Genomic DNA, 25,371 nt, shown 5'->3' on the forward strand with positions numbered 1-25,371 from the left:
GAAGGGGGGACAGGCCCGCATGGAACGCCTCGCAGAGCTTTTTTTCAATGGCTTGCCGCCCGAATCTGCCGTGCTCATGGCGGGTATGAGCCTCGCGTCTAGCTTCATCACCGCGTCGATGGGGATCGGCGGCGGGGTGCTGCTGCTGGCGGTGATGGCGAGCCTGTTTCCGCCGCTCGCGCTGATCCCGGTGCATGGGGTGATCCAGCTGGGGTCGAACTTCTTCCGGGCGCTGGTGATGCTGGGGCATGCGCATCGCGGGCCGGCGCTGGCTTTCCTGGCCGGGTCGGTCCTGGGCGTGGCCCTGGGCGGGCTTTTCGCAGTGCAGCTGGAGCCTGCCTGGGTGCAGATCGGCATCGGCGGCTTTGTCCTGTGGTCCGTCTTCATGAAGCCGCCGAAATGGCTTTCGAAGGCGGCGGGGCCGACCGGGCTGATCTCCTCCTTCCTGACGATGTTCTTCGGCGCGACCGGGCCTTTCGTGGCCAACTACGTGAAATCGCTGCAGCTTCCCCGGCAGGGCCATGTCGCCACCCAGGCTGTCCTGATGACGATCCAGCACCTGCTGAAGAGCGTGACCTTCGCCGTGCTGGGGTTTGCCTTCGCCCCCTGGGCGGGGTTCATCGCGCTGATGATCGCCATGGGGTTCCTGGGCACGCTGCTGGGCAAGCGGGTGCTGATGAAGATGGGCGACCGGGGGTTCCGCCGGGCGCTGGATATCATGCTGTTTCTGCTGTCACTGCGGCTGCTGTGGCAGGGTGGGAGCACGCTTCTGGGGATCTAGCGGCCCAGGGCGTCGATCTCCTCCAACAGGGAGATATCGGCGGTGATCCCGCTCTCCGTGATCTCCTTCCGGAGCTGCTGACGCCGGCGGCCCGGCAGGCGGGCACCTTCCATCCCCTCGATTTCATTGGCCAAATCGGCGAAGCGGGCGGTGGCCTGGGGGCCGAAGACGCCGGCGTCGATGACCAGGATGGTCTGGCCGACCTTCATGGCGGGGCCGTCGAGATCGAAGAAGGAGGCGGCCTCGTAGCCGTAGGCGGCACCCGTCAGGCCGGCGCAGAGCATTTCCACCATGATCGCCAGAGCGGTGCCCTTCGCCTCCCCCATGGGGACCATCGTGCCCTTCATCGCGGCATGGGCATCGGTGGTCGGTTTGCCCTCGGCGTCCAGCGCCCAGCCTTCGGGGATGTCCTCTCCCTTCTGGGTGGCGGCCATGATCTTGCCCTTGGCGACCTTGGACAGGGAGATGTCGACCACCACGGGGTCCCCTCCGGCGACGGGCGCGGCAAAGGCGATGGGATCGGTGCCGAAGAGCGGCTTGCGCCCGCCCCAGGGCGCCATGGCGGCGGGGGCATTGGCCATGAAGATGGCGATCAACCCCTGCCGCGCCAGCGCTTCCACCGGCAGGCCTGCAACGCCGCAGTGATGGGAATTATGGAACCCTGCCAAGGCGATACCGTTTTCGCGCGCCATCTGCGGCAGCTGTTCCAGCGCCAGATCCATGGCCGGGTAGGCAAAGCCGTCATGCACGTCGACCAGCAGCGCGCCGGGCCGAACCCGCTGGCTGGTGGGCTGCGCGCGGCCCTTCACCTTGCCCGAAAGAACGTGGCTGCCGTAGATCGGAAGGCGGCGCAGACCGTGGCCGTATTGCCCCGTGAGCTCCGCCCCGACGAGGGCCTCTGCCACCGGGGCGGCATTGGCGGGATCGGTCCCGCAGCGGGTGAGCGTGTCGATGACGAGGCTGCGAGCCTCGGCGACGGAGAGGGTTCTGGTCTGCATGGAATGTCCGATCGGTAATCTGCCGCCAATGGGCCAGAGAGCCCCGCAAAGGTCAAGTTCCGCAGCGTCAAAAACCGCGCCGATACGTACCCGCAATTGAATCGCGAAGTGTCTGAAAAGGGCTGTTTTTAACGTCGGTATTACGTCGGTATCGCGGCGGTATCACGCAGGTGCGATCCGCGCGGCGCCCAAGCGGCGGGCCAGATCAGGACCGGGCCGGATCTAGATCGGGCGATGGCGGTTCAGCCGCAGCAGCAGCGCAAGCGCCGCGAGACTGATCAGCCCGAGGATCCAGAGCATCGCGGCGGGACCGATCCCGGTCAGCACCAGCGCCAGCAGCGGCGGGGCAAGGGCGTTGCACAGGTTGCGCGGCAGCGAGATCGCCGCCGAGGCGCGGGCGAAATCCGCACCCTCGTAGAAGACCAACGCCATGGTGGCCCGCGACACCGCAAAGGCCCCCGCCCCCGCCGCGAAGAGCAGGAGGAAGAGGCCGATCCCCCAGAGCGAGGCCCCCAGCAGGCCGATGGCGAGGAGCCCCGCCGGCATCATGACCGAGGAGACGAGGCCGGTGGTCAGCCCGTCCCAGCGGCCGCCGCCCAGGATGTCGATCACCCGGCCGCCGATCTTGAAGAGCGCCATGGCCGAGGCCGCCGCCAGCGCGACGTCGGGGGCGGCGCCGAGACTGCGGAAAAGCTCCAGCCCCATCGTCTCGATCCCGAAGGAGGCGAAGGAGTTGAGAGAGAGCGCCGCCAGCAGCAGCCAGAACACCGGGGCGCGGTAGAAGCTGGGCGGGGGCGGGGCAACTGCCGCCGGGTCAGCCTCCGGGATTGGGGGCTTCGGGGTTGGGGGCGCCGGGCGCGCATCGGGCAGCAGGGCGCGGGTCATCAGCGGCAGCGGCAGGGCGCAGAGCAGGGCCAGGCAGGCGACCGCGCCGCGCCAGCCGAAGGCCCCCTGAAGCCAGTGGGTGACCGGGTAGATGATGCCGGTGGCCAGCCCCGTCACCAGCATGAGCGCCCCGATCAGCCCGCGCGCGGCACGCGGCCCTGCGACATCGGCAAGGTAGACATGGGGCGCCGTCGCCAGGAAGGCCGCCGCCCCCAGCCCGCAGACCGCCCAGGCGAGATCCAGCACCACCGGCCCCGGCGCCGCTGCCACGCCCGCCAGCGACAGGCCGCAGAGCACCCCGCCCCAGGTCATCGCCGCCCGGGTGCCGATCCGCAGGAAGAGCCGCCCGGCGGCCGGGCTGGCCAGGGCCATGGTGGCAAAAAGCAGGGAGGTGCCGGCGTAGACATGGGGCAAGCTCATCTGCAGGTCGGCGGCGATGGCGGGCGCCAGCACCGGCAGGAAGAGCAGCGCGCCCCAGCCCAGCGTCTGGGTGATGGCGAGCACGGCGAGGATGCGCAACCGGGCCGGGGGCAGACCGAGGATCCTGCCCTGCGCCCCGGGCGTGGCGCTCATGCCGTGCCCAGCAGCTTGTCCGCGATCAGGTCCCCGATGGGCAGGGCAGAGGTCGCCGCCGGGGAGGGGGCATTGCACACGTGCAGCATGCGCGGCGTGTCGAGGAAGACGAAATCCTGTTGCATCGTGCCGTCCTTCATCACCGCCTGGGCACGGATGCCGCAGGGCTCCGGCGTCAGGTCGCCCAGCTCCAGCGCGGGGCAGTAGCGGCGGCAGGTTTCGAGGTAGCGGCGCTTGAACAGCGAATTGCCGATCTCGGTCAGGCCGGGGCCGATGTACTGGGCGATGGATTTCCAGAAGCCGGGGAAGGTGAACATCTGCGCCATGTCGCGGGCGTTGACCGAGAGCTTGGGATAGCCTTCGCGGGCCAGGCCCAGCATGGCATTGGGGCCCACGGTGACATAGCCGTCGATCATCGGCGTCAGGTGGGTGCCGAGGAAGGGCAGGCCCGGTTCCGGCACCGGGTAGATCATGGCGTTGACCACGTCGTTCAGCCGCGGCGCGAGGCGGTAGTATTCGCCACGGAACGGCACGATCTGCAGCCCCGGTTCCAGCCCGGCCATGCGCGCCACGCGGTCCGACTGCAGCCCGGCGCAGGCGACGAGGCGGCGCGCGGTGAAGCTTTCGGAGGCGGTGGCGATGGAAACGCAGTCGCCCTCCTCCCGGATGGCTTCGGGCGCGGTGGAGAAGCGGATCTGCGCGCCCTGGTCCGTGATCTCCGCCAGGATGGTGCGCATGACGGCGGTGTAGCTGACGATGGCCGCTTCGGGCACCCAGATCGCCTTCAGCCCGGTGACATTGGGTTCGCGTTCGCGGATGCCCTCTGCGCTGACCAGTTCGGCGGTGATGCCGTTCTGGCCCGCCCGTTCGAAGAGCGCGTCGAGGCGGGGGATTTCATCGGGCCTCGTGGCGACGATGAGCTTGCCGCGATCCTCGAAAGGAATGCCGTGCTGCTGGCAGAGCTCCTTGGTGCGGGCCGAGCCTTCGCGGCAGAGCTTCGCCTTGAAGGAGCCGGGTGCGTAGTAGATGCCGGAGTGGATCACGCCGGAATTGCGCCCGGTCTGGTGGCGGCCGAGGTCGGCTTCCTTTTCCAGCAGCAGGAGGGAGGCGCCGGGGGTGCGGGAGAGAAGCGCGCGCGCGGTGGCGAGGCCGACGATGCCGCCACCGATGACGCAATAGTCGTAGATCATGGATCCGGTCCGGATTGAGTCGCGGGGACCGGGGGTGCCCTCGGTCCCGGGGATGATGGCAGCCTTGGGGCGAAAGTGCCAGAGCCGGAGGTGGGTATCGGGATTATGCGGCTGACGCATGAAGCCATGAGAGGAACTCGTTTCATGTCGGGCGCTTCGGGCGGTAGGTAGGGAAAAGGCATGACGAGAGGGAATGACATGGCATCGGGAACGGGTGAGGCGCCGCTGAAGGGTCTGAAGGTGGTGGAGCTGGCGCGGATCCTGGCGGGGCCCTGGATCGGGCAGACCCTGGCGGACCTCGGCGCCGAGGTGATCAAGGTGGAGGCGCCGGAGGGCGACGACACCCGCCGCTGGGGCCCTCCGTTCATCACCCGGCCCGACGGCCACGGCGGAGAGGAGACGGTGGCCGCCTATTTCCACGCGGCGAACCGGGGCAAGACCTCCATCACCTGCGATTTCGGCGATGCGGCGCAGCTGGCGCAGCTGAAGGCGCTGATCGCGGAGGCGGATGTGGTGCTGGAGAATTTCAAGGTCGGCGGGCTGGCGAAGTTCGGGCTGGATTACGAGAGCCTGCGAGCGGTGAACCCGCGGCTGGTCTATGCCAGCGTGACCGGGTTCGGCCAGGACGGGCCGCGGGCGAAGCAGCCGGGCTATGATTTCCTGATCCAGGGGATGTGCGGCATCATGGACCTGACCGGCGATCCGGCGGGCGAGCCGCAGAAGATCGGCGTGGCCTGGATCGACATCTTCACCGGGCTTTACGGCGTGATCGGCGTGCAGGCCGCCCTGGCCGAGCGCGAACGGTCCGGCCTGGGGCAGCATGTGGACCTGAGCCTGCTGGAATCGGGTGTCGGCGTCCTGGCCAACCAGGCGATGAACTACCTTCTGGGCGGGCAGGTGCCGCACCGGCTGGGCAATGCCCATCCGTCGATCGTGCCCTACCAGGTCTTCCCGGCCAGCGACGGCCATTTCATCGTCGCCTGCGGCAATGACCGGCAGTTCCGCGCGCTTTGCACGATCCTGGGGCTGGACCTGGCCGATGATCCGGATTTCGCCACCAATGCCGCGCGGGTCGCCAACCGGGACCGGCTGGCGGCGCTGATGACCGAGAAGACCGGCGCGCGCCCCAAGGCGGAGCTGATCGCGGCGATGGAGGCCGGCGGCGTGCCCGGCGGGCCGATCAACACCGTGGCGGAGGCCCTGGCCGATCCCCAGATCGCCGCGCGGGGCATGCAGATCGCGCCGGAGGGAATCGCCGGGCTGCGCAGTCCGATGCAGTTTTCGCGTTCCGGGCTGGTGGCGGAGAAGGCCGCGCCGGCGCTTGGGGACGGGGCGTGGCGGTTCACCTCGGAGTGAGGCATGCATACATTGCGGCGGCGTAGGAAAGGTGGATTGCATCCACCCTACGGGTGCAGGGTGGATATGATCCACCATTTTTCGCCCAAATATCGCCTTGTAACGCCACCTGCTGGGAAAAAGGCATAGCCTGCGCACCGGCTCCCATGTATACATCACGATGGAGGAGTGAGCGGGTGCCCATGGCATCCGGGGAGGCAGCATGCAGCAGAGACAGGACCGTTCCGCCCCGCGCGGGGGCCTGGGCCGCGAAAGGCGCCCGATCGGAACCCCGTGCCTCCGAAAGGAAACAGCGGGGTGCATTTCGCCGCCTTTTCGCGCGGAAGTGTCGCGCCCGGCGCTGCGCGGGCCTGTTTTCCCGCCAGAAGTTCCGGTAGCGAAGCACCGACCCGAACCGCCCGCCCTCCGCGCGCGGAGACACAGGAGCCCGAACGCATGCCCGAACAAGAGACCGCGCAAATCATTGATGGCAAGGCCTTCGCCGCGGACGTCCGTGCCCGCGTCGCCCAGAACGTCGCGGCGCTGAAAGCTGAACACGACATCACCCCCGGCCTGGCCGTGGTGCTGGTGGGCGAGGATCCCGCCAGCCAGGTCTATGTCCGCAACAAGGGCAAGCAGACCATCGAGGTCGGGATGAACAGCTATGAACACAAGCTGGATGCCGACACGCCGGAAGAGGCGCTGCTGACCTTGGTGGCCAGCCTGAACGTGGACCCGTCGGTACATGGCATCCTGGTGCAGCTGCCCCTGCCCGACCATATCGACGAGGCCAAGGTGCTGGCCGCCATCGACCCGGCGAAGGACGTGGACGGATTCCACATCTCCAACGTGGGCCTGCTGGCCACCGGGCAGAAGGCGCTGGTGCCCTGCACGCCGCTGGGCTGCCTGATGATGCTGCGCGAACAGCACGGGTCGCTTTCGGGCCTGAACGCCGTGGTCGTGGGCCGGTCCAACATCGTGGGCAAGCCGATGGCCCAGCTGCTGCTGCGCGACAGCTGCACCGTGACCATTGCCCATAGCCGCACCAAGGACCTGGCCGAGGTCTGCCGTGGCGCCGATATCCTGGTGGCCGCCGTGGGCCGCCCGCAGATGATCCCCGGTGACTGGGTCAAGCCCGGCGCCACGGTGATCGACGTGGGCATCAACCGCATCCCCGCCCCGGAAAAGGGCGAAGGCAAGACGCGCCTGGTGGGCGACGTCGACTTCGCCAGCGCCGTGAAGGTCGCCGGTGCGATCACCCCCGTGCCCGGCGGCGTCGGCCCGATGACCATCGCCTGCCTGCTGGCAAATACCCTGACCGCCTGCTGCCGCGCAGCCGGGCTTCCCGAACCCGAGGGCCTGACCGCCTGAGCGCGGCACCCCACCGACAAGGGCCCCGGCCAAACGGGGCCCCTTCCCAACAAGGACCTGACAATGAGCGAATTCACCCTGACCGTGACCTGCGCCACCCGGCGCGGGATCGTTGCCAAGATCTCCGGCTACCTGGCCGATGCGGGTTGCAACATCACCGACCTGAACCAGTACGACGACGTGATCACCGAGCGGTTCTTCTGCCGCGTGAGCTTCGTCAGCCAGGAAGGCAAGGATGCGGCGGCGCTGACCGAGGGCTTTGCCGAGATCGCCGGTGACTTCGACATGCAGTTCCAGTTCCACGACCCGGACGAGCGGATGAAGGTGATCATCATGGTCAGCCGCTTCGGGCACTGCCTGAACGACCTGCTGTACCGGGCGCGCATCGGTGCGCTGCCGATCGACGTGGTGGCCGTGATCTCCAACCACATGGATTACCAGAAGGTCGTGGTGAACCACGACATCCCCTTCCACTGCATCAAGGTGACGAAGGAGAACAAGCCCCAGGCCGAGAGCGCGATCATGGACGTGGTGCGCGACACCGGCGCCGAGCTGATCGTGCTGGCGCGCTACATGCAGATCCTTTCGGACGAGATGTGCCAGAAGATGTCGGGCAAGATCATCAACATCCACCATTCGTTCCTGCCGTCCTTCAAGGGGGCCAACCCCTACAAGCAGGCCTATGAACGTGGGGTGAAGCTGATCGGGGCGACCTCGCACTACGTGACGGCGGATCTGGACGAGGGCCCGATCATCGAGCAGGACACCGTGCGGGTGACCCATGCGCAATCCCCGTCGGATTACGTGTCCCTTGGCCGCGACGTGGAGAGCCAGGTTCTCGCCCGTGCGATCCACGCGCATATCCACCACCGGGTCTTCCTGAACGGCAACAAGACGGTGGTCTTCCCGGCGTCCCCGGGCAGCTATGCGTCTGAGCGTATGGGGTGAATTGACGAACCTCGCTTCACGAGGCGAAACGTCCGGGGGACGTTTCGGTCAATTCACGGGCGGAGCCCAGGGGCTGAGTTCCGATCTGCTCGCTCGCAGAGTGAGCAGATGAAACGCTCCGGGGGAGCGTTTCAAGGACCGAACGCGGCAGGCGCGAGCCTGTCGCGCACCCGGACCGTTTGGAGTGATTACGGGCGGAGCCCCGGGGCTTCGAGGAGTGATGGACAGGGCCTGCGCTTGCGGGCCCTTTTTCTTTTGGCAGCTGATCTTCCGCCATGCAGAACTTGCGGATCTGGCGCCGAATACCCCCCTTTCACCAAAGTCGAAACCTTCCGAAATTGACGTCAGGCAAATTGACGTCAGGCAATGCCACCATAGACCCTTGGCACGTCACCTCCCCTTGCGGGCGAAACAAGCCCCCCCCCCGAAATTGCCCCAAGCAAGGGACCGAGGGTCAATAAGAAATACAAATCCCTCCGCTACCCAAATTGACTTGATACATTTGCCGTGCAAGGTTTTTGCCTGGATAAGCTTGAATTTCTGCGTCGAATTTTCCAATGCGCAGCGCGACACCCCGAGGACATCCATGAGAAGTTTCATACTCTCCTTATCCGTGATTGCAGCCTCGATCTTCGGCAGCGCATTGCAAGCCGAGATAGTTGAGGAACTTCAAAAGCTTTGCCTTCAGGGAGACCTGACAGCCTGTGAAAGCGCAGGATTTTCATATGAAAGCGGAACCGAAATCGCGGCGGACAATGTCAGGGCCGCTGAATTCTACGGCATAGGTTGCACGGGTGGGCATGGAAAGTCCTGCAGCCGCCTATCCCGGCTATATGCAGATGGACGCGGCGTTACGCAAAGCTTCGACGAGGCCTGGCGGCTCATTGGTCTTGCCTGCGACAATGGGCATTTCTACAGCTGCAATACTCTCGGAACCGCGCACGAACGCGGATTTCCCCTCACCCCGAACTCATATGGACCACCGGATCCATTGCAAGCTTCTGAATTTTACAATCTCGCGTGCGAGGGCGGATACGGTATTGGGTGCAGCAATTTGGCAGCCCTCTATCACGCCGGGTCTGGCGTGCCGCAGAACACTGAAACGGCCCGGTCCCTTTATCGAAAGTCATGTGAACTGGGGGCCCGTTCCGGGTGCAACGGCCTGGCACGGCTGGATCAAATCGACCGGTAGAAGATCAATCATCGCCCCCCTGAGCGGCACCAAGAAGGCCGCATACCCGGCGGCCCTGGCAGTTGCGCGAGCGAAGGACCGAGGCGGCGGTGAGCCTGCCGCCCGGCGAATTGGATGGTGGATTGCATCCACCCTACGAGCGGAGGGCGTCCGCAGGCGGCGTGCCGCGTAGGGTGGATGCCAATCCACCATCCCCACCCCGCCTTTTCACCGCCCGCGCTTCGTGATCTGTTGTCCCCCACCCACGGAGAGCACCCATTGACCGACCAACCCGAGACAGATGAACCGGCGAAGCTGCGGCAGAACCCGCATGCGCTGCGCGAAAGCCGCGAGAAGAACCTGGAGGTCGCCATCGGCCGGCAGGTGCGGGAGCTGCGCAAGCGGCAGCGCATGACCGGAAGCGACCTGGCGCAGGCGGCGGGGCTGTCGGTGGGGATGCTGTCGAAGATCGAGAACGGAGTGATCTCCCCCTCGCTGTCGACGATCCAGGTGCTGGCCCATGCCCTGCGCGTGCCGCTGGTCCAGCTGTTCACCGGCTACGAGGAAGCGCGTGGCTGCGTCCACACCAAGGCCGGCGAAGGCGCCGAGGTCGACCGCGAAGGCACCCGCGCGGGGCATCAGTACAACCTGCTGGGGCATATCGGGTCCAACAACTCGGGCGTCGTGGTCGAACCCTACCTGATCACCCTGAGCAACGAGAGCGACCGCTTCCCCGTGTTCCAGCATGAGGGGATGGAAATGCTCTACATGCTGGAGGGCCTGCTGGATTACCGCCATGGCGATCAGCTCTATCGGTTGGAACCCGGCGATACGCTGCTGTTCGATTCCGATGCGCCCCACGGGCCCGAGGGCCTGCAGGAATTCCCCATCCGCTACCTGTCGATCATCACCTATCCGCAGCAGAAGTGAGCCGGGGCACCCATCGGGCGCCGCACGGCTCCCTTCGCCCCCGCCCCCTTCGGCCCCGCACCCGGGCCGGATCTGCACGGTTTTTCGGCACCCGGCGGGGCCATGGTTGCGCCTGGGCGGCACTTGGGCCTGATGCGGCCGACCGCAGCCGCATTATTTCCAGAGGGGCGAATTTATTTCTTGAAAGGAAACTGAGGCGCGCGCTATCACCATGGCAACGGGGCCCTGAGTCCCCTTTGCTGATGGAGTGACAATATGTGTGGCATCGTTGGCCTGTTCCTGAAAAAGGACGAGCTGCGCCCCCAGCTGGGCAATATGCTGACCGATATGCTGATCACCATGACCGACCGCGGCCCCGACAGTGCCGGGATCGCGATCTATGGTGACGCGGAAGACGGCCTGAAATTCACCGTGCAGTCGGACGATCCGGCAGCCTTTGCCGGCCTCGACGGGGCACTGGACGACGCGCTTGGCGTGACCGTGAAGATGACGGTGAAGGACACCCACGCCGTCCTGCTGATCCCGGCCGAGAAAGAGGCCCTGGCCATCGAGGTGATCGAGGCCCGCGGCCTGCGGATCATGGGCATCGGCGAGGCGATGGAGATCTTCAAGGAAGTCGGCCTGCCCAAGGACGTCGCCGCACGCTTCGGCCTGCGCGAGATGGGCGGCAGCCACGGCATCGGCCACACCCGCATGGCCACCGAGTCGGCCGTGACGACCCTGGGCGCGCACCCGTTCTCGACCGCCGAGGACCAGTGCCTTGTCCACAACGGCTCCCTGTCGAACCACAATGACATGCGCCGCAAGCTGGCCAAGAAGGGCGTCTTCACCAAGACCGAGAACGACACCGAGGTGGGCGCGGCCTACATCAGTTCCCGCATTGCCGAGGGCGCGAGCCTGGGCGAGGCGCTGGAAGGGACGCTGAAGGACCTGGACGGGTTCTTTACCTTCGTGACCGGCACCAAGAACGGTTTCGGCGTGGTGCGTGACCCGATCGCCTGCAAGCCCGCCGTCATGGCCGAGACCGACGACTACGTCGCCTTCGCCAGCGAATACCGCGCCTTTGCCGACCTGCCGGGCATCGACGCCGCCCGCGTCTGGGAACCGGAACCCGCCACCGTCTATTTCTGGGAGCGCTGATCCATGACCACCCTCGACCTGTCCCAGACCCCGCTGCGCGAGGTCAATTCGACACTTCAGGCGGCGGCCAAGGCCGGTGCCAACGAACCCTTCGAGATCGTCAACCCGCGCGGGTCGCATGCCATGGCCGTGGGCCTGGACGGCCCGGTCAGCGTGACCGTGAAGGGATCCACCGGCTACTACTGCGCCGGGATGAACAAGGACGCCACCGTGCATGTCGAAGGCTCTGCCGGGCCCGGCGTGGCGGAAAACATGATGTCCGGCACCGTCATCATCGACGGTGACGCCAGCCAGTATGCCGGGGCCACGGGCCATGGCGGCCTGCTGGTGATCAAGGGCAATGCCTCCTCGCGCTGCGGGATTTCCATGAAGGGGATCGACATCGTGGTGCATGGCTCCATCGGGCACATGTCCGCCTTCATGGCGCAGAAGGGCAACCTGGTGGTGCTGGGCGACGCGGGCGATGCGCTTGGCGACAGCCTGTACGAGGCCAGCCTCTTCGTGCGCGGTTCGGTCAAATCGCTGGGCGCCGACTGCATCGAGAAGGAGATGCGGCCGGAGCATCTGGCGACCCTGAAGGACCTGCTGGAAAAGGCCGGTGCGGATGCCAAGCCGGAAGAGTTCAAGCGCTACGGCTCTGCCCGGAAGCTCTACAATTTCAACATCGACCACGCCGACGAGTACTGAGGAGCGCGACATGGAAAAGACCCCGCACACCGAACCGCGCCAGTCCTGGACGTTTTCGAAGGAAGTGAACTCGGAAATCCGCCGGGCGGCGGCGACCGGCATCTACGACATCCGGGGCGGTGGCGCGAAGCGCCGCGTGCCGCATTTCGATGACCTGCTGTTCCTTGGCGCCTCGATTTCGCGCTACCCGCTGGAGGGCTACCGGGAGAAGTGCGAGACCGCCGTCACCCTGGGCACGCGGTTTGCCAAGAAGCCGATCGAGCTGAAGATCCCGATCACCATCGCGGGGATGTCCTTTGGCTCGCTGTCGGCCAATGCGAAGGAAGCGCTTGGCCGCGGGGCGACCATGGCGGGCACCTCCACCACCACCGGCGACGGCGGCATGACCGAGGAAGAGCGCGGCCACAGCGAGAAGCTGGTCTACCAGTACCTGCCGTCCCGCTACGGGATGAACCCCGACGACCTGCGCCGTGCGGATGCGATCGAGGTCGTGGTGGGCCAGGGCGCCAAGCCCGGCGGCGGCGGCATGCTGCTGGGTCAGAAGATCACCGAGCGGGTCGCCGGGATGCGCGATCTGCCCGTGGGCATCGACCAGCGGTCGGCCTGCCGTCACCCCGACTGGACCGGGCCGGACGACCTGGAGATCAAGATCCTGGAGCTGCGCGAGATCACCAACTGGGAAAAGCCGATCTACATCAAGGTCGGCGGCGCGCGCCCCTATTACGACACGGCCCTGGCCGCCAAGGCCGGTGCGGATGTGATCGTGCTGGACGGCATGCAGGGCGGCACCGCCGCGACGCAGGACGTCTTCATCGAGCATGTCGGCCAGCCGACGCTGGCCTGCATCCGGCCCGCCGTTCAGGCGCTGCAGGACCTGGGCCTGCACCGGGAAGTGCAGCTGGTGGTGTCGGGCGGGATCCGCAACGGCGCGGATGTGGCCAAGGCGCTGGCGCTTGGCGCCGACGCGGTGTCCATCGGCACCGCCGCGCTGATCGCGCTTGGCGACAACGATCCGAAGTGGGAGGCCGAGTACAACAAGCTGGGGTCGACCGCGGGGGCCTATGACGATTGGCACGAGGGGCGTGACCCGGCGGGTATCACCACCCAGGATCCCGAGCTGATGGCGCGGCTGGATCCGGAGGCGGCGGGGCGTCGCCTGCGGAACTACCTGAACGTCATGACGCTGGAATGCCAGACCCTGGCCCGGGCCTGCGGCAAGAGCCATGTGCACAATCTTGAGCCGGAAGACCTTTGCGCGCTGACCATGGAGGCCGCAGCCATGGCGCAGGTGCCGCTGGCCGGTACAAACTGGTGGCCGGGCAAGCCGGGGTTCTGAGAAGACAGGTAGCGGCGGGGTGAACCCCGCCCTACGCATTTTTGGTGCCCGCGGGGTGGCGTTGATCCCGCCGCGCGGGACCGGACCGCTCTGGAACGGTGGATTTCATCCACCCTACGGGGCAGGCGCGACATGGGCCGGATCGGCCCGTAGGGTGGATGCCAATCCACCGATCGCCACGGCGACGACGACGAACGAACGAGACCGGGGCACACCCCCGCGACACGACAGGGAAAGGACAAGCCGATGACCGACCTTACCGCCTTCGCGAAGGAAAAGGGCGTCAAGTACTTCATGATCTCCTACACCGACCTCTTCGGCGGGCAGCGGGCCAAGCTGGTGCCGGCCGCCGCCATCGCGGACATGGTGGAGGACGGTGCCGGTTTCGCGGGTTTCGCGACCTGGCTGGACATGACCCCCGCCCACCCCGACATGCTGGCGGTGCCGGACCCCACCACGGTGATCCAGCTGCCCTGGAAGCCCGAGGTCGCCTGGGTCGCCGCCAACTGCGTCATGGAAGGCCAGGAAGTTGACCAGGCCCCGCGCAACGTGCTGCGCAAGCTGGTGGCCGAGGCCGCCAAGGAAGGCCTGCGCGTCAAGACCGGGATCGAGGCGGAATTCTTCCTGCTGACCCCCGAAGGCGACGTGATCAGCGACCCCTTCGATACCGCCGAGAAGCCCTGCTACGACCAGCAGGCCGTGATGCGCCGCTACGACGTGATCTCCGAGATCTGCGACTACATGCTGGATCTGGGCTGGGGCCCCTACCAGAACGACCACGAGGACGCCAATGGCCAGTTCGAGATGAACTGGGAATTCGACGACGCCCTGGTCACCGCCGATCGCCACAGCTTCTTCAAGTTCATGGTCAAGTCCGTGGCCGAGAAGCACGGCTTCCGCGCGACCTTCATGCCCAAGCCCATCGAGGGGCTGACGGGCAACGGCTGCCACGCGCATATCTCGGTCTGGGACCTGGACGGCAAGACCAACGCCTTTGCCGGTGACGCGGGCGGCCAGATCGGCGAAGTGGGCCTTTCGGAACGCGGCGGCTACTTCCTGGGCGGCATCATGAAGCACGCCGAGGCGCTGGCCGCGCTGACCAACCCCACCGTCAACAGCTACAAGCGCATCAACGCGCCGCGCACCATGTCGGGCGCCACCTGGGCCCCGAACACGGTGACCTGGACCGGCAACAACCGCACCCACATGGTCCGCGTCCCGGGCCCGGGCCGGTTCGAACTGCGCCTGCCGGACGGCGCGGCCAACCCCTACCTGCTGCAGTCGGTGATCATCGCGGCTGGCCTGTCGGGCATCCGCTCCAAGGCCGATCCGGGCCAGCGCCACGACATCGACATGTACGCCGAGGGCCACAAGATCACCGATGCGCCCAAGCTGCCGCTGAACCTGCTGGACGCCATCCGCAACTTCGAAGCGGATACCGAGCTGCAGGCGATGCTGGGCGAAGGTTTCTCCACCTCCTACGCGAAGATGAAGCACCAGGAATGGAATTCCTTCGTGTCGCATTTCTCCAAGTGGGAGAAGGACAACACCCTGGATATCTGAGGTTTACCCCGAGCGGCCTTTGGGCCGCCTGACCTGGGCCCGGCTTTTGCCGGGCCTTTTTTGTGGGTGGCACCGGACATTGCGCTTGCCCGGGCCAAGGCGGAGGGGGACACTGCCCCATGAGCATCACCAACCGATCCACCGCCCCCCATTACACCTGGGCACAGGTCTGCGACGGCTGGCGCCTGCTGGAGGGTGACGACCTGAGCGTGATCGAGGAGCGCATGCCGCCGGGCAGTGCAGAGACCCGCCACCGGCACGGCGCGGCGAACCAGCTATTCTACGTGCTGGACGGTGTCCTGACCATTGAGATGGATGCAAAGGTGCACCGGCTGTCGGTGGCAGATGCGCTGAACGTGCCGCCCGGGCGGGCGCACCAGGCGCGCAACGAAGGCTTGGTCGATGTGCGGTTCCTTGTGATTTCTGCCCCGACGACGCGGGGTGACCGCGAGGCGGTCTGATCCATCCGGCCAGTGCGGAATTAACCGGGAATGACGCACGGGATGACGGCTACAGATGACGGCATGGGCTGACAGGCGGCGCGCTTTGGTCTAGGTCCGGGCCGTTTGCATAAAATCGGAGGCACGGATGACCGTTTCACGGAGTGAACTCGCACGGCGGATGGCGGGGGTGGCGACGCTGGAAGGAGAATTCCTGCTGCGCTCCGGCCAGGTGTCGCGGACCTATTTCGACAAGTACCGGTTCGAGGGCAATCCGGCGCTGCTGAAGCCGCTGGCGCAGACCATGGCGGAGCTGCTGCCACCGGAGACGGAGATCATCGCCGGGCTGGAACTGGGCGGGGTGCCCCTGGTCACGGCGATCGCGCTGGAAACCGGGCTTCCGGCTGCCTTCGTGCGGAAGGAGGCCAAGACCTACGGCACCTGCCGCGCCATCGAGGGGCAGGACGTGACGGGCCGCAAGGTGACCTTCATCGAGGATGTCATCACCACCGGCGGCGCCGTGGCCGATGCCCATGCGCTGTCGCGGGCCGAGGGCGCGGAGGTGCTGGCCGTCGTCTGCGCCATCTGGCGGGGTGAGGGCGCGCCCGCCATCCGGGGCCTGCCCGGGCTGGAGGTGCGCCCGGCCTTCACCCGCGCCGACCTGGAGTGCTGAGACAGGCAAAACCCCCCGCCGTTGCCGGCGGGGGGGCAGGACCGGGGAGAGCCCGGCGCCCTTGGGGGACGTTAGCTGCGACCGGGCCTTCCGCGCCCTGCTTTCCTTGCAGACAGGCCTCGCTGCGGGACCTTGCTGCCGGGCATTACTGGGCCCAGGTCTTTTCCTTGAAGCTCTTGACCAGGGCGTAGATCAGGAAGGCCGCGGCCAGAACGACGCCGATGTAGATCAGCGCGTAGAAGATCGGGTACATCGGTTGGTGATCCGACGCGACTTCAAGGGTTTGCATCACGGAGCCCACGGGGGCGTCCTGCGCCGCAGCCGGGCCGGCGAGGGCCAGAAGGGCGAGCACTTTCGCGGTGAGGGCCTTCGGGGTGAAGCGGGTGAGGATATTGGTCATCTCGGTACTCCTTCCTTCGCTCAGGCGGTGACCGCAGAGCGGTTGCCCAGTTTCAGCCAGGTCGCCGGGTGGCGGCCATCGAAGGCCAGGTGCGGCACCTTGACGGCGAAACGACCATCGCCTGCCACGACCAGCACCCACATCATCAGCAGCCACATCAGCGGGAATTCATAGCCGCCCACGGCGTAGACCGGGCCGCGGAAGAACACGACGCCGATCACGCCGATCATCAGCGGGGTCATGGCGATCATGCAGAAGCGGGAATAGATGCCCAGCACGAGGAAGGGGATCACGAAGACCTCGGAGCAGATGTCGAGGTAGGTGAAGAGCCCGGCGAGCGGGAAGCCACGCTCGACAAAGGACTGGGTGGTGTAGCTGAGGGGTTGCGAGATCTTCCAGTAGAAGTGGTAGGCGAAGAACGCCGCCAGGATGATCCGCAGCATCAGCGAGACAGTTGCGGCTGCCTTTTCGTTGTACATGTGTCTTCTCCGTTACGGGCGCGCCGGTGGCCGGCGCGCGGGCCGTCGTCTTGCGCCCGGCGCCCGAGTGAAGGCGCCGGTGGCGGGACGGCTTGCGGTGTCAGTTCATGAAGCGGACAACGGACCACCGGGGCGCTGGCCAATGCGTGCGCCCCGTATCGTCTGAGGGGACCTGCCCCCAGGTCCCTGGCCATCCGGCTCCGTCGCGACAAGCTGTCGCATGTGAAGCGTTTGATAAATCCTAAAAATCCCTTTTGGAATGTGTTGAATGAAGAAGTATTAATTCACTACAGGTGAAGAATGGACCTTCTGGCACATATGCGCATCTTTGCCGCCATCGCGGAGCAGGGCAGCCTGGCGGGGGCGGCGCGGGTGCAGGGCATCGCGCCCTCGGCCGTGACGGCCAGCCTGAAGCGGCTGGAGGATCACGTGGATGCCCAGCTGGTGCTGCGATCCACCCGGCAGCTGAAACTGACGCCCGAGGGGCAGCGCTTCCTGGCGGATTGCCGGGAGATCCTGCAGCGGGTGGAAGGCGCGGTGGATCAGCTAGCGGCGGACGGGCCGTTGCGGGGGATGATCCGCATCACCTCGATCATGGATTTCGGCCGGTCGCGGCTGGCCCCGCTGCTGGAAGAGTTCGTGGCGCGCCACCCCGGGGTGCAGGTGGACCTGCAACTGGAAGACCAGATGGCGGAGCTGATCGGCGGCGGGTTCGACCTGGCGCTGCGCACCGGGCCGCTGAGCGACTCGCGGCTGGTGGCGCGGCTGCTGCGGCGCAGCCGGCGCATGGTGCTGGCCGCGCCGGCCTATTGGGACAGGCACGGCCGCCCCGCCCATCCAGCAGAGCTGGGCGGGCACAACTGCCTGCACCTGTCGCAGCGGCACCGGGCCTCCCGCTGGGAATTCCGGGCGGCGGGCAAGCCGCTGCTGGTGGCGGTGAAGGGCAACCTGACCAGCAATGACGCCGGGCTGTTGCGGCAATGGGCGGTGGCCGGGCGGGGCGTGGTGCTGAAGAGCGATCACGACGTGGCCGGGGATGTCGCAGCCGGGCGGCTGGAGCCGGTGCTGGAAGGGTTCATGCCAGCGGAAGTGAACCTCTATGCCGTCCATGCGGCGGGCGCGCATTTGCCGCGACGGGTCGAAGCCCTGCTCGACTTCCTGGCGGAGGCGCTGCGGGCGGAGGTCTAGCCGCGCCCGCTGCCCGGCGGATGGCCGTATTCGCGGCGGTAGAGATCGGCGAAATGCGCCTGGCTGGCGAAGCCGGTCATCTGGGCGACCTCGCCCACCGACAGGCCGGGGTGGCGCAGCAGTTCGCGGGCCGTCGACAGGCGTATGCGGCGGTAGAGCGCCATGACCGAAAGCCCCGTCGCCGCCTGCACCTGGCGTTGCAGCTGGCGCGGCGACAGGCCCGTGAGCTGGGCCAGCTGGCCAAGGTCGAGCGGATCGGCGAGGTGGCTTTCCATCAGCGCGATGGCCGCTTCGGCCGCTGCCGGGAGCGCGCCGTAACGGGCGGCGATCGAGGCCTGCTGCGGGGCTTCGGCGGGGCGGACCTCTGTCTGGATGAACCAGTCGGAGATCTTCTGCGCGAAGGGCACGCCGTGGTCGCGGGCGATGATGGCGTGCATCATGTCGAGCGGCGCGGTGCCGCCGGCGCAGGTGTAGCGGTCGCGGTCGATGACGAAGAGGCGGCGTTCCATCAAGAGGTCGGGGCGCAGGCGGCGCAGGTCGTCTTCGTGGTGCCAGTGCACGGTGAAGCGGTAGCCGTCCAGCAGCCCCGCCAGCGCCAGCACCACCGCACCCCCGGAGATGCCGCCAAGCGCCACCCCCGCCCGCGCCTGCGCCCTGAGCCAGGCAAAGAGCGCCGGATCCTGCAGGGTCGAGGGATCGCCCCCCGCCACGACGAAGAGCATGTCGAGCCCCGCAGGCGCCATGCGGTAGGCCACCGAGGGAAAGCTGGCCCCCACGGAGGAGCGCGCGCTTTCGCCCGGCCGCCGCAGCGGGTGCAGGTCGTAGACCGGCTGCGGCGCAAAGAGATTGGCCGCGCGGAAGGGTTCCAGCGCCGCCGCGGTGGACATCAGCGCGTAACCGTCAAGGAGCAGAAAGCCGAGCCGCCGCATGTGTCCCTTTCGCGATGCATCATGACCTTTTCACGAAAGAAATAGTCGGGGTGCCCCGCTATCTCAAGGGCAACAGACCAAAGGAGCACCCATGCGCTTTTCCGGGTTCAAAGTGGTGAAGGAAGCCCTGACGGGTCACAAGGGATGGAAACCCCTGTGGCGCGATCCGGAGCCGCAGCCGGAGTACGACATCGTCATCGTCGGGGGCGGCGGTCACGGGTTGTCCACCGCCTATCACCTGGCCGCCAAGTTCGGGCAGGCGCGGATCGCCGTGCTGGAAAAGGGCTGGCTCGGGTCCGGCAACATCGGGCGGAACACCACGATCATCCGGTCGAACTACCTGCTGCCGGGCAACCAGCCCTTCTACGAGCTGTCGATGAAGCTGTGGGAAGAGCTGGAGCAGGAAGTGAACCTGAACTCCATGGTCAGCCAGCGCGGGATCATCAACCTGATCCACACCGACGGCCAGCGCGACAGCTACCGTCGCCGGGGCAATTCGATGATGCTGTCGGGTGCGGGCGCCAAGCTTCTGTCGCGCGACGAGCTGCGGGAGATGGTGCCCTTCCTGAACTACGACAACCCGCGATTCCCCATCAAGGGCGGGCTGATGCAGGAACGCGCGGGCACCGCCCGGCATGACGGCGTCGCCTGGGGTTATGCCCGGGGCGCGGACATGCGCGGCGTGGACATCATCCAGAACTGCGAGGTCACCGGGTTCCGTATCGAGAACGGCGCGGTGAAGGGCGTGGAGACGAACCGCGGCTACATCGGCGCCAAAAAGGTGGGCGTGGCCGTTGCCGGATCGTCGGGCCGGGTCATGGCCATGGCAGGCATGCGCCTGCCGATCGAGAGCCACGTGCTGCAGGCCTTCGTGAGCGAGGGTCTGAAACCGGTGATCCCCGGGGTCATCACCTTTGGCGCGGGGCATTTCTACATCAGCCAGTCGGACAAGGGCGGGCTGGTCTTCGGCGGCGACATCGACGGCTACAACAGCTACGCGCAGCGCGGCAACCTGCCGGTGGTCGAGGACGTGGCCGAGGGCGGCATGGCCCTGATGCCGATGATCGGCCGGGCGCGGCTGCTGCGCATGTGGGGCGGGGTCATGGACATGTCCATGGACGGATCGCCGATCATCGACCAGACGGGGGTCGATGGCCTCTATTTCAACGGTGGCTGGTGCTATGGCGGCTTCAAGGCGACGCCTGCCTCCGGCTTCTGCTTCGCGCATCTGCTGGCCACGGGCCGCAGCCACGAGGTCGCCGCCGCCATGCGGCTGGACCGCTTCACCCGTGGCGCGCTGCTCGACGAGCGCGGCGCCGGCGCGCAACCCAACCTGCACTGAGGGCGACATGCTGATACCGCACCCCCTTCTGGGCCTGCGCGACGCGCAGGAGTTCACCTACCTCGGCGATGCGAGCCTGCTGAACCGGCCAGATCCCGCCCTGGGCGAGGCCGTGATGGCCGAGCATGTCTACCTGCGCGACAACCCCGCGGGCATCCACCGGGAGCTTTGGTACCACGAGCAGGGCGACCGGTCCTGGCTGGTGGTCACGCGCAACACCCTGACTCACGAGATCCTGGGCGCCGAACTGGCGCGGGACGTCAAGCAGGAGGCCGGGGCATGATGCAGAAGGCAAGGCTTCAGGGCGGTCTGATCGACCGCAGGAAACCGCTGAACTTCCGCTTCAACGGCCGGGAGATGCAGGGATACCAGGGGGATACGCTGGCCTCTGCGCTGCTGGCCAATGGCGTGCGCCTGGTCGGGCGCAGTTTCAAGTACCACCGGCCGCGCGGCATCTTCACCGCCGGGTCGGAGGAACCCAATGCGCTGGTCACCCTGCGCGAGGGCGCCCGGGCCGAGCCCAACACCCGCGCCACGGTGGCCGAGCTTTACGACGGGCTGGTGGCCGCGAGCCAGAACCATGCGGGGCCGCTGGGGCTCGACATGCTGGCCGTGAACGACCTGCTGTCGCCCTTCTTTGCCGCCGGGTTCTACTACAAGACCTTCATGTGGCCCAAGGCCTTCTGGGAAAAGGTCTATGAGCCGATCATCCGCAAGGCCGCGGGCCTGGGCGCGCTGTCGGGGCTGGCCGATCCGGATGCCTACGACAAGGGATTCCTGCACTGCGACCTGCTGGTCATCGGCGGGGGCGCCGCGGGGCTGGCCGCCGCGCTGACCGCGGGACGCGCGGGGGCGCAGGTCATCCTGGCGGACGAGGATTTCCGCCTGGGCGGGCGCCTTCTGTCGGAGCGCGACACGCTGGACGGCGGGCCAGCCGTGGACTGGATCGCCACGGTCGAGGCGGAGCTGGAGAGCCTGCCCAACGTGCGCATCCTGCGGCGCAGCACGGTCTTCGGGGTCTATGACCACGGCATCTACGGCGCGGTGGAGCGGGTGGGCGACCACCTGGCCGAGCCTGCAGGCCTGCGCCAGACCCTGTGGCGGATCACGGCCAAGCGTGCCGTGCTGGCCGCCGGCGCGACGGAGCGGCACATCCCGTTCCAGGACAACGACCGCCCCGGCATCATGCAGGCGGGCGCCATGCGTGCCTACATGAACCGCTGGGCCGTGGACCCGGCGCCGCGCGGCAAGGTCGCCGTCTTCACCAACAACGACGACGGGCACCGGACGGCGGCGGACCTGCTGGAACGCGGGGTGGAGCTGCTGGGTGTCATCGACACCCGGGCGGATGCGCCGCGCCTGGGGGATTACCAGATCTTCGCGGGCGGCCGGGTGACCGGCAGCCGTGGCCGGCGCGGGCTGAGCAGCATCCGCATGGCCTGGGACGACAAGGAGCACGAGCTGGAATGCGCCGCGCTGGCCGTTTCAGGCGGCTGGAACCCCAATGTGCAGCTGGCCTCGCATCACCGTGGCCGGCCCGCATGGGACGAGAGCCGGCTGGCCTTCCTGGCGCAGGGCGGCCCCGAGGGGCTGATCCCCGCAGGTGCCGCCGCCGGAGAGGGATCCACCGCGAAGGCCCTGGCCGATGGCGTGCGCGCCGCGACGGAGGCCCTGGCCGCGCTGGAGATCACCGCCCATGCCCCCGCCCTGCCGCAGGCCGAAGATCACCCCGCCCGTGGCGAGGCCTTCTGGCACGTGCCCGGCAAGGGCCGCGCCTGGGTGGATTTCCAGAACGACGTCACGGTCAAGGACATCAAGCTGTCGCACCAGGAGAACATGCGCTCGGTCGAGCACATGAAGCGCTGGACCACGCTGGGGATGGCCACCGACCAGGGCAAGACGTCGAACGTGACGGCGTTGGCCGTGATGGCAGAGCTGACCGGCAAGGGCATCCCCGAGACCGGCACGACGATCTTCCGCCCGCCCTATACCCCGGTCGCCCTGTCGGTGCTGGGCGGCGGCGATACCGGGCCCGACTTCCGGCCCCGGCGCCTGACGCCGACCCATCACTGGGCCGAGGCGCGCGGCGCCGTCTTCACCGAGGTCGGCCAGTGGATGCGCGCGCAGTACTACCCGCAGCCGGGTGAAACGCACTGGCGCCAGAGCGCCGACCGCGAGGCCCTGGCCGTGCGCAGCGCCGTGGGTCTGTGCGACGTGACTACCCTGGGCAAGGTCGACGTGCAGGGCCCCGACGCGGGCGAGTTCCTGAACCGGATCTACGCCAACATGATGGGCACCCTGAAGGTCGGCAAGGTCCGCTACGGGCTGATGCTGCGCGAGGACGGCTTCGTCTACGACGACGGCACCTGCGCCCGGCTGGGCGAGGCGCATTACGTGGTGACGACCACCACGGCCAATGCGGGCCTCGTCTTCCGCAACATGGAATTCGCGCGGCAGTGCCTGTGGCCCGACCTGGACGTCACGCTGATTTCCACCACCGATGCCTGGGCGCAGATCGCCGTGGCCGGGCCGAAATCCCGCGAACTGCTGAACCGGATCGTCGATGATTTCGACCTGTCGAACGAGGCCTTCCCCTTCATGGCCTGTGCCGAGTTGACCGTGGCAAATGGCTGCCCCGCGCGGCTGTTCCGGATCAGCTTCAGCGGCGAGATGGCCTTTGAACTGGCCGTGCCCGCGCGCTTTGGCCATGCCCTGATGCAGCGGCTGACGGAGCTGGGCGAGGACCTGGGCGTGACCCCCTACGGCACCGAGGCGCTGTCGATCTTGCGGATCGAGAAGGGCCATGCCGTGGGCGCAGAGATCAACGGCCAGACCACGGCCGCCATGCTGGGCATGGGGCGGATGGTATCGCAGAAGAAGGATTCGATCGGCGCGCTGATGTCGCGCCGCGCCGCGCTGGAGGCGGACAACCGCCGCCTGGTGGGGCTGCAGCCCGTCGTTGCCTCCCAGGCTGTCGCGGCCGGATCGCATCTGTTTGCCGAGGGTGCCGCGCGCGACATGGCGCATGACCAGGGCTGGGTGACCTCTGCCTGCTGGTCGCCGCATGTCGAGAGCTTCATCGCGCTCGGCTTCCTTGAAAAGGGTGACGAAAGGATGGGTGAAACCATCGTCGCCGCCAACCCGCTGGAGGGGGTCGAAGTGACCCTCCGCGTGGTGCCTGCCCACTTCGTCGACCCAGAAGGAGGACGTCTTCGTGACTGACCTTGCTCCCATGGGCGCGCTTGGCACGCCCGACCCCGCGACGGCGCGCATCGGCGCGCTGGAACTGACCGAGAATACCGCGCTGATGCTGATTTCCGTGGCCACGCGCCCGGGCGCACCCGCGCCGCACCCGCTGGGCCTGCGCCTGCCGGGGCCCGGGGGCTGGTCGACCGGCGTCGGCGCCGCCGCCTTCTGGACCGGGCCGGGGCAGTGGATGATCGAAACCGATGTGCCCGATCACGCCGAACGCCTGCGCGACGCCATCCTGAGCGCACCGGGCGCACGGCTGACCGACCAGAGCGACGGCTGGGTCTGCATCGAGCTGCGTTCCTTCGAGGGAGCGGGGCCGATCCGCGCCCTGCTGGAAAAGACGGTGAACCTGGCGCCCGACCAGATCGGCACGGGCCGGGCCACCCGGACCCTGCTGCATCACATGGGCTGCTTCGTCATTCGCCGTGCCGAGGACCGGCTGGCGGTGCTGGCGCCGCGTTCGTCGGCCGGAAGCCTGTGGCATGCGCTGTGCGAGACCGCGGGGCGGCTGCCCGCCGCGCTGGAGCTTGCCTGAGCACCAGGACCGGCTTCGGCCAAAGGTGACACGCCCATGCGGCGCGGGATCTGGACAATCCCGCGCCGCAGGTTTTCAGTGCCTTCCGAAACGAGAGGAAGGCGAAGATCATGGCACGCGAGACAGTTGAAAACCGGGAACCGCTGATCTTCGACGGGCACAACGACCTGATCCTGCGCCTGTTGTCGAACAAGGTCACCGCGGCCCAGGTGAAGAGCGGCGGCCACGGGGGCCATATCGACCTGCCCCGCGCCGAAGCCGGGGGCCTGGGCGGCGGGTTCTTTGCCGTCTTCGTGCCCTCCCCCCAGGAATCGGGCTTCTCGATGTCCGATTTCGCCAGCCCTTCCTATGACGTGCCCCTGCCCCCGCCGCTGTCGCAGCCCTATGCCGCCGAGGTGACAGAGGCCGGTTTCCAGGCCGCGGAGGCCCTGGCAGCGGCCGGCGTGATCGAGATCTGCACCGATGTGGACGCGCTGGAGGCCGCCCTGCCCGGCCCCGCCATGGCCGCCATCCTGCACGTGGAGGGCGCCGAGGCGATCAGCGCCGACATCTCGGAGCTGGAAGGCATGCATGCGCGCGGCCTGCGCTCTCTCGGTCCGGTCTGGAGCCGGCCGACGATCTTTGCCGAGGGGGTCCCCTTCCGCTACCCGGCCACGCCCGACACCGGCGGGGGCCTGACGGAGAGCGGCGCGCGGCTGGTGCGGGAATGCAACCGGCTGGGCATCCTGATCGACCTGAGCCACCTGAACGAAAAGGGCATGGACGGGGTCGCCGCGCTGAGCGATGCCCCCCTGGTCGCCACCCATTCCAACGCCTGGGCGGTCTGCCCCCATGCGCGCAACCTGACGGACCGGCAGCTGGCGCAGATTGCCGAAAGCGACGGCATGGTGGGGATCAACCTGGCCACCGGGTTCCTGCGGCCGGACGGGCAGATGGATGCAGACATGCCGCTGGACATGCTGCTGCGCCATCTGGATCACCTGGTGGAAAAGCTGGGGGAGGAGCGTGTCGGCTTCGGATCGGATTTCGACGGTGCCATCGTGCCGGCGGAGATCGGCGATTGTGCCGGTCTGCCCGCCCTGAGGGCAGCGATGCGCGCCCATGGCATCGACGAGGCGCTGATGACCAAGCTGTGCCACGGCAACTGGATGCGGGTCCTGCGCAAGACCTGGAAGAACTGACACGGGAAAAGCGACGCGGGGAAAGCGACGCGGGGCAGAGCCGC

24 protein-coding genes are annotated in these 25,371 nt (G+C 67.5%); 18 read left to right on the top strand and 6 right to left on the bottom strand.

From position 1 onward, the window contains the following. The first annotated feature begins 19 nt into the window (after window positions 1–19). The gene (locus AC2IR1_RS00220; RefSeq protein WP_486474273.1) at window positions 20–781 is read left to right on the top strand and encodes a sulfite exporter TauE/SafE family protein; all 762 of its coding nucleotides are present in this window, start codon (window positions 20–22) and stop codon (window positions 779–781) included. Here AC2IR1_RS00220 and AC2IR1_RS00225 read toward each other — a convergent pair. From AC2IR1_RS00225 to lhgO, 3 genes are all read right to left on the bottom strand, one after another. Continuing rightward, on the bottom strand, window positions 778–1,779 hold the full coding sequence (locus tag AC2IR1_RS00225) for an Ldh family oxidoreductase (RefSeq protein WP_486474274.1): 1,002 nt from the start codon (window positions 1,777–1,779) through the stop codon (window positions 778–780). The two genes, AC2IR1_RS00220 and AC2IR1_RS00225, sit on opposite strands and share 4 nt — an antisense overlap. Before the next feature lie 222 nt (window positions 1,780–2,001). After that, window positions 2,002–3,237 (bottom strand): MFS transporter, encoded by a 1,236-nt coding sequence (locus AC2IR1_RS00230; RefSeq protein ID WP_486474275.1) that lies wholly within the window; start codon window positions 3,235–3,237, stop codon window positions 2,002–2,004. Beyond that, the gene (gene lhgO / locus AC2IR1_RS00235) at window positions 3,234–4,427 is read right to left on the bottom strand and encodes an L-2-hydroxyglutarate oxidase (protein ID WP_486474276.1); all 1,194 of its coding nucleotides are present in this window, start codon (window positions 4,425–4,427) and stop codon (window positions 3,234–3,236) included. Before lhgO ends, AC2IR1_RS00230 begins: the two co-directional genes overlap by 4 nt. A gap of 180 nt (window positions 4,428–4,607) precedes the next feature. Between lhgO and AC2IR1_RS00240 the strand changes: the two genes are divergently transcribed. The 11 genes from AC2IR1_RS00240 (at window position 4,608) to pyrE (ending at window position 16,021) form a co-directional block, all read left to right on the top strand. After that, window positions 4,608–5,783, top strand: a complete 1,176-nt coding sequence (locus AC2IR1_RS00240) for a CaiB/BaiF CoA transferase family protein (RefSeq protein WP_486474277.1) — start codon at window positions 4,608–4,610, stop codon at window positions 5,781–5,783. Between the two features lie 435 nt (window positions 5,784–6,218). Further along, window positions 6,219–7,133 (top strand): bifunctional methylenetetrahydrofolate dehydrogenase/methenyltetrahydrofolate cyclohydrolase FolD, encoded by a 915-nt coding sequence (gene folD, locus AC2IR1_RS00245; RefSeq protein ID WP_486474278.1) that lies wholly within the window; start codon window positions 6,219–6,221, stop codon window positions 7,131–7,133. Window positions 7,134–7,196: 63 nt separating this feature from the next. Continuing rightward, a complete protein-coding gene (gene purU, locus AC2IR1_RS00250; RefSeq protein WP_486474279.1) occupies window positions 7,197–8,081 on the top strand; it encodes a formyltetrahydrofolate deformylase in 885 nt (294 codons plus the stop codon). Between the two features lie 586 nt (window positions 8,082–8,667). Continuing rightward, a complete protein-coding gene (locus AC2IR1_RS00255; RefSeq protein ID WP_486474280.1) occupies window positions 8,668–9,273 on the top strand; it encodes a tetratricopeptide repeat protein in 606 nt (201 codons plus the stop codon). Between the two features lie 258 nt (window positions 9,274–9,531). Beyond that, a complete protein-coding gene (locus AC2IR1_RS00260; RefSeq protein WP_486474281.1) occupies window positions 9,532–10,182 on the top strand; it encodes a helix-turn-helix domain-containing protein in 651 nt (216 codons plus the stop codon). Window positions 10,183–10,437: 255 nt separating this feature from the next. Beyond that, window positions 10,438–11,322, top strand: a complete 885-nt coding sequence (locus AC2IR1_RS00265) for a class II glutamine amidotransferase (protein WP_486474282.1) — start codon at window positions 10,438–10,440, stop codon at window positions 11,320–11,322. A gap of 3 nt (window positions 11,323–11,325) precedes the next feature. Then, the gene (locus AC2IR1_RS00270; RefSeq protein WP_486474283.1) at window positions 11,326–12,009 is read left to right on the top strand and encodes a GltB/FmdC/FwdC-like GXGXG domain-containing protein; all 684 of its coding nucleotides are present in this window, start codon (window positions 11,326–11,328) and stop codon (window positions 12,007–12,009) included. A gap of 10 nt (window positions 12,010–12,019) precedes the next feature. Beyond that, complete coding sequence (locus tag AC2IR1_RS00275) at window positions 12,020–13,345, top strand: FMN-binding glutamate synthase family protein (RefSeq protein ID WP_486474284.1); 1,326 nt, start codon at window positions 12,020–12,022, stop codon at window positions 13,343–13,345. A 246-nt stretch (window positions 13,346–13,591) separates the two neighbouring features. Beyond that, the gene (gene glnT, locus AC2IR1_RS00280) at window positions 13,592–14,908 is read left to right on the top strand and encodes a type III glutamate--ammonia ligase (RefSeq protein ID WP_486474285.1); all 1,317 of its coding nucleotides are present in this window, start codon (window positions 13,592–13,594) and stop codon (window positions 14,906–14,908) included. A 119-nt stretch (window positions 14,909–15,027) separates the two neighbouring features. Next, window positions 15,028–15,369: a cupin domain-containing protein gene (locus AC2IR1_RS00285; protein WP_486474286.1), complete on the top strand. Its 342-nt coding sequence runs from the start codon at window positions 15,028–15,030 to the stop codon at window positions 15,367–15,369. Window positions 15,370–15,496: 127 nt separating this feature from the next. Next, on the top strand, window positions 15,497–16,021 hold the full coding sequence (gene pyrE / locus AC2IR1_RS00290; RefSeq protein WP_486474287.1) for an orotate phosphoribosyltransferase: 525 nt from the start codon (window positions 15,497–15,499) through the stop codon (window positions 16,019–16,021). Between the two features lie 145 nt (window positions 16,022–16,166). On the opposite strand, the gene AC2IR1_RS00295 is transcribed toward pyrE, so the two are convergent. Beyond that, the gene (locus AC2IR1_RS00295; RefSeq protein WP_486474288.1) at window positions 16,167–16,421 is read right to left on the bottom strand and encodes a hypothetical protein; all 255 of its coding nucleotides are present in this window, start codon (window positions 16,419–16,421) and stop codon (window positions 16,167–16,169) included. Window positions 16,422–16,441: 20 nt separating this feature from the next. Beyond that, entirely contained in the window at window positions 16,442–16,900 is a 459-nt protein-coding gene (locus tag AC2IR1_RS00300; protein ID WP_486474289.1) for a DoxX family protein, read from the bottom strand. Between the two features lie 300 nt (window positions 16,901–17,200). Between AC2IR1_RS00300 and AC2IR1_RS00305 the strand changes: the two genes are divergently transcribed. Further along, window positions 17,201–18,088 carry a LysR family transcriptional regulator gene (locus AC2IR1_RS00305; RefSeq protein ID WP_486474290.1) on the top strand — a complete coding sequence of 296 codons (888 nt, stop codon included), beginning with the start codon at window positions 17,201–17,203 and terminating at the stop codon, window positions 18,086–18,088. On the opposite strand, the gene AC2IR1_RS00310 is transcribed toward AC2IR1_RS00305, so the two are convergent. Next, the gene (locus tag AC2IR1_RS00310) at window positions 18,085–19,017 is read right to left on the bottom strand and encodes a GlxA family transcriptional regulator (protein ID WP_486474291.1); all 933 of its coding nucleotides are present in this window, start codon (window positions 19,015–19,017) and stop codon (window positions 18,085–18,087) included. The genes AC2IR1_RS00305 and AC2IR1_RS00310 overlap by 4 nt on opposite strands. A 91-nt stretch (window positions 19,018–19,108) precedes the next feature. On the opposite strand from AC2IR1_RS00310, the gene AC2IR1_RS00315 reads away from it, so the two are divergent. The 5 genes from AC2IR1_RS00315 (at window position 19,109) to AC2IR1_RS00335 (ending at window position 25,327) form a co-directional block, all read left to right on the top strand. Next, a complete protein-coding gene (locus tag AC2IR1_RS00315; protein WP_486474292.1) occupies window positions 19,109–20,359 on the top strand; it encodes a sarcosine oxidase subunit beta family protein in 1,251 nt (416 codons plus the stop codon). Between the two features lie 7 nt (window positions 20,360–20,366). Beyond that, on the top strand, window positions 20,367–20,642 hold the full coding sequence (locus tag AC2IR1_RS00320; protein ID WP_486474293.1) for a sarcosine oxidase subunit delta: 276 nt from the start codon (window positions 20,367–20,369) through the stop codon (window positions 20,640–20,642). Continuing rightward, window positions 20,639–23,581, top strand: coding sequence for a sarcosine oxidase subunit alpha family protein (locus AC2IR1_RS00325; RefSeq protein WP_486474294.1), 2,943 nt, complete (start codon window positions 20,639–20,641; stop codon window positions 23,579–23,581). The genes AC2IR1_RS00320 and AC2IR1_RS00325 overlap by 4 nt, the downstream gene beginning before the upstream one ends. Further along, on the top strand, window positions 23,574–24,146 hold the full coding sequence (locus AC2IR1_RS00330; RefSeq protein ID WP_486474295.1) for a sarcosine oxidase subunit gamma: 573 nt from the start codon (window positions 23,574–23,576) through the stop codon (window positions 24,144–24,146). Before AC2IR1_RS00325 ends, AC2IR1_RS00330 begins: the two co-directional genes overlap by 8 nt. Window positions 24,147–24,256: 110 nt before the next feature. Continuing rightward, window positions 24,257–25,327, top strand: coding sequence for a dipeptidase (locus tag AC2IR1_RS00335; protein ID WP_486474296.1), 1,071 nt, complete (start codon window positions 24,257–24,259; stop codon window positions 25,325–25,327). Window positions 25,328–25,371: the final 44 nt, after the last annotated feature.

This window comes from Pseudooceanicola sp. NS-SX8 (assembly GCF_057380755.1).

What these genes read in the sequence shown, in the direction of transcription:
- AC2IR1_RS00220 (WP_486474273.1), top strand. Translation starts at nt 20, where the DNA reads ATGGAACGCCTCGCAGAGCTTTTTTTCAATGGCTTGCCGCCCGAATCT.
- AC2IR1_RS00275 (WP_486474284.1), top strand. Translation starts at nt 12,020, where the DNA reads ATGGAAAAGACCCCGCACACCGAACCGCGCCAGTCCTGGACGTTTTCG.
- AC2IR1_RS00285 (WP_486474286.1), top strand. Translation starts at nt 15,028, where the DNA reads ATGAGCATCACCAACCGATCCACCGCCCCCCATTACACCTGGGCACAG.
- AC2IR1_RS00335 (WP_486474296.1), top strand. Translation starts at nt 24,257, where the DNA reads ATGGCACGCGAGACAGTTGAAAACCGGGAACCGCTGATCTTCGACGGG.
- AC2IR1_RS00320 (WP_486474293.1), top strand. Translation starts at nt 20,367, where the DNA reads ATGCTGATACCGCACCCCCTTCTGGGCCTGCGCGACGCGCAGGAGTTC.
- AC2IR1_RS00315 (WP_486474292.1), top strand. Translation starts at nt 19,109, where the DNA reads ATGCGCTTTTCCGGGTTCAAAGTGGTGAAGGAAGCCCTGACGGGTCAC.
- AC2IR1_RS00295 (WP_486474288.1), bottom strand. Translation starts at nt 16,421, where the DNA reads ATGACCAATATCCTCACCCGCTTCACCCCGAAGGCCCTCACCGCGAAA.
- AC2IR1_RS00270 (WP_486474283.1), top strand. Translation starts at nt 11,326, where the DNA reads ATGACCACCCTCGACCTGTCCCAGACCCCGCTGCGCGAGGTCAATTCG.
- AC2IR1_RS00305 (WP_486474290.1), top strand. Translation starts at nt 17,201, where the DNA reads ATGGACCTTCTGGCACATATGCGCATCTTTGCCGCCATCGCGGAGCAG.
- AC2IR1_RS00255 (WP_486474280.1), top strand. Translation starts at nt 8,668, where the DNA reads ATGAGAAGTTTCATACTCTCCTTATCCGTGATTGCAGCCTCGATCTTC.
- AC2IR1_RS00225 (WP_486474274.1), bottom strand. Translation starts at nt 1,779, where the DNA reads ATGCAGACCAGAACCCTCTCCGTCGCCGAGGCTCGCAGCCTCGTCATC.
- lhgO (WP_486474276.1), bottom strand. Translation starts at nt 4,427, where the DNA reads ATGATCTACGACTATTGCGTCATCGGTGGCGGCATCGTCGGCCTCGCC.
- AC2IR1_RS00265 (WP_486474282.1), top strand. Translation starts at nt 10,438, where the DNA reads ATGTGTGGCATCGTTGGCCTGTTCCTGAAAAAGGACGAGCTGCGCCCC.
- purU (WP_486474279.1), top strand. Translation starts at nt 7,197, where the DNA reads ATGAGCGAATTCACCCTGACCGTGACCTGCGCCACCCGGCGCGGGATC.
- folD (WP_486474278.1), top strand. Translation starts at nt 6,219, where the DNA reads ATGCCCGAACAAGAGACCGCGCAAATCATTGATGGCAAGGCCTTCGCC.
- AC2IR1_RS00230 (WP_486474275.1), bottom strand. Translation starts at nt 3,237, where the DNA reads ATGAGCGCCACGCCCGGGGCGCAGGGCAGGATCCTCGGTCTGCCCCCG.
- pyrE (WP_486474287.1), top strand. Translation starts at nt 15,497, where the DNA reads ATGACCGTTTCACGGAGTGAACTCGCACGGCGGATGGCGGGGGTGGCG.
- AC2IR1_RS00240 (WP_486474277.1), top strand. Translation starts at nt 4,608, where the DNA reads ATGACGAGAGGGAATGACATGGCATCGGGAACGGGTGAGGCGCCGCTG.
- AC2IR1_RS00325 (WP_486474294.1), top strand. Translation starts at nt 20,639, where the DNA reads ATGATGCAGAAGGCAAGGCTTCAGGGCGGTCTGATCGACCGCAGGAAA.
- AC2IR1_RS00310 (WP_486474291.1), bottom strand. Translation starts at nt 19,017, where the DNA reads ATGCGGCGGCTCGGCTTTCTGCTCCTTGACGGTTACGCGCTGATGTCC.
- AC2IR1_RS00300 (WP_486474289.1), bottom strand. Translation starts at nt 16,900, where the DNA reads ATGTACAACGAAAAGGCAGCCGCAACTGTCTCGCTGATGCTGCGGATC.
- glnT (WP_486474285.1), top strand. Translation starts at nt 13,592, where the DNA reads ATGACCGACCTTACCGCCTTCGCGAAGGAAAAGGGCGTCAAGTACTTC.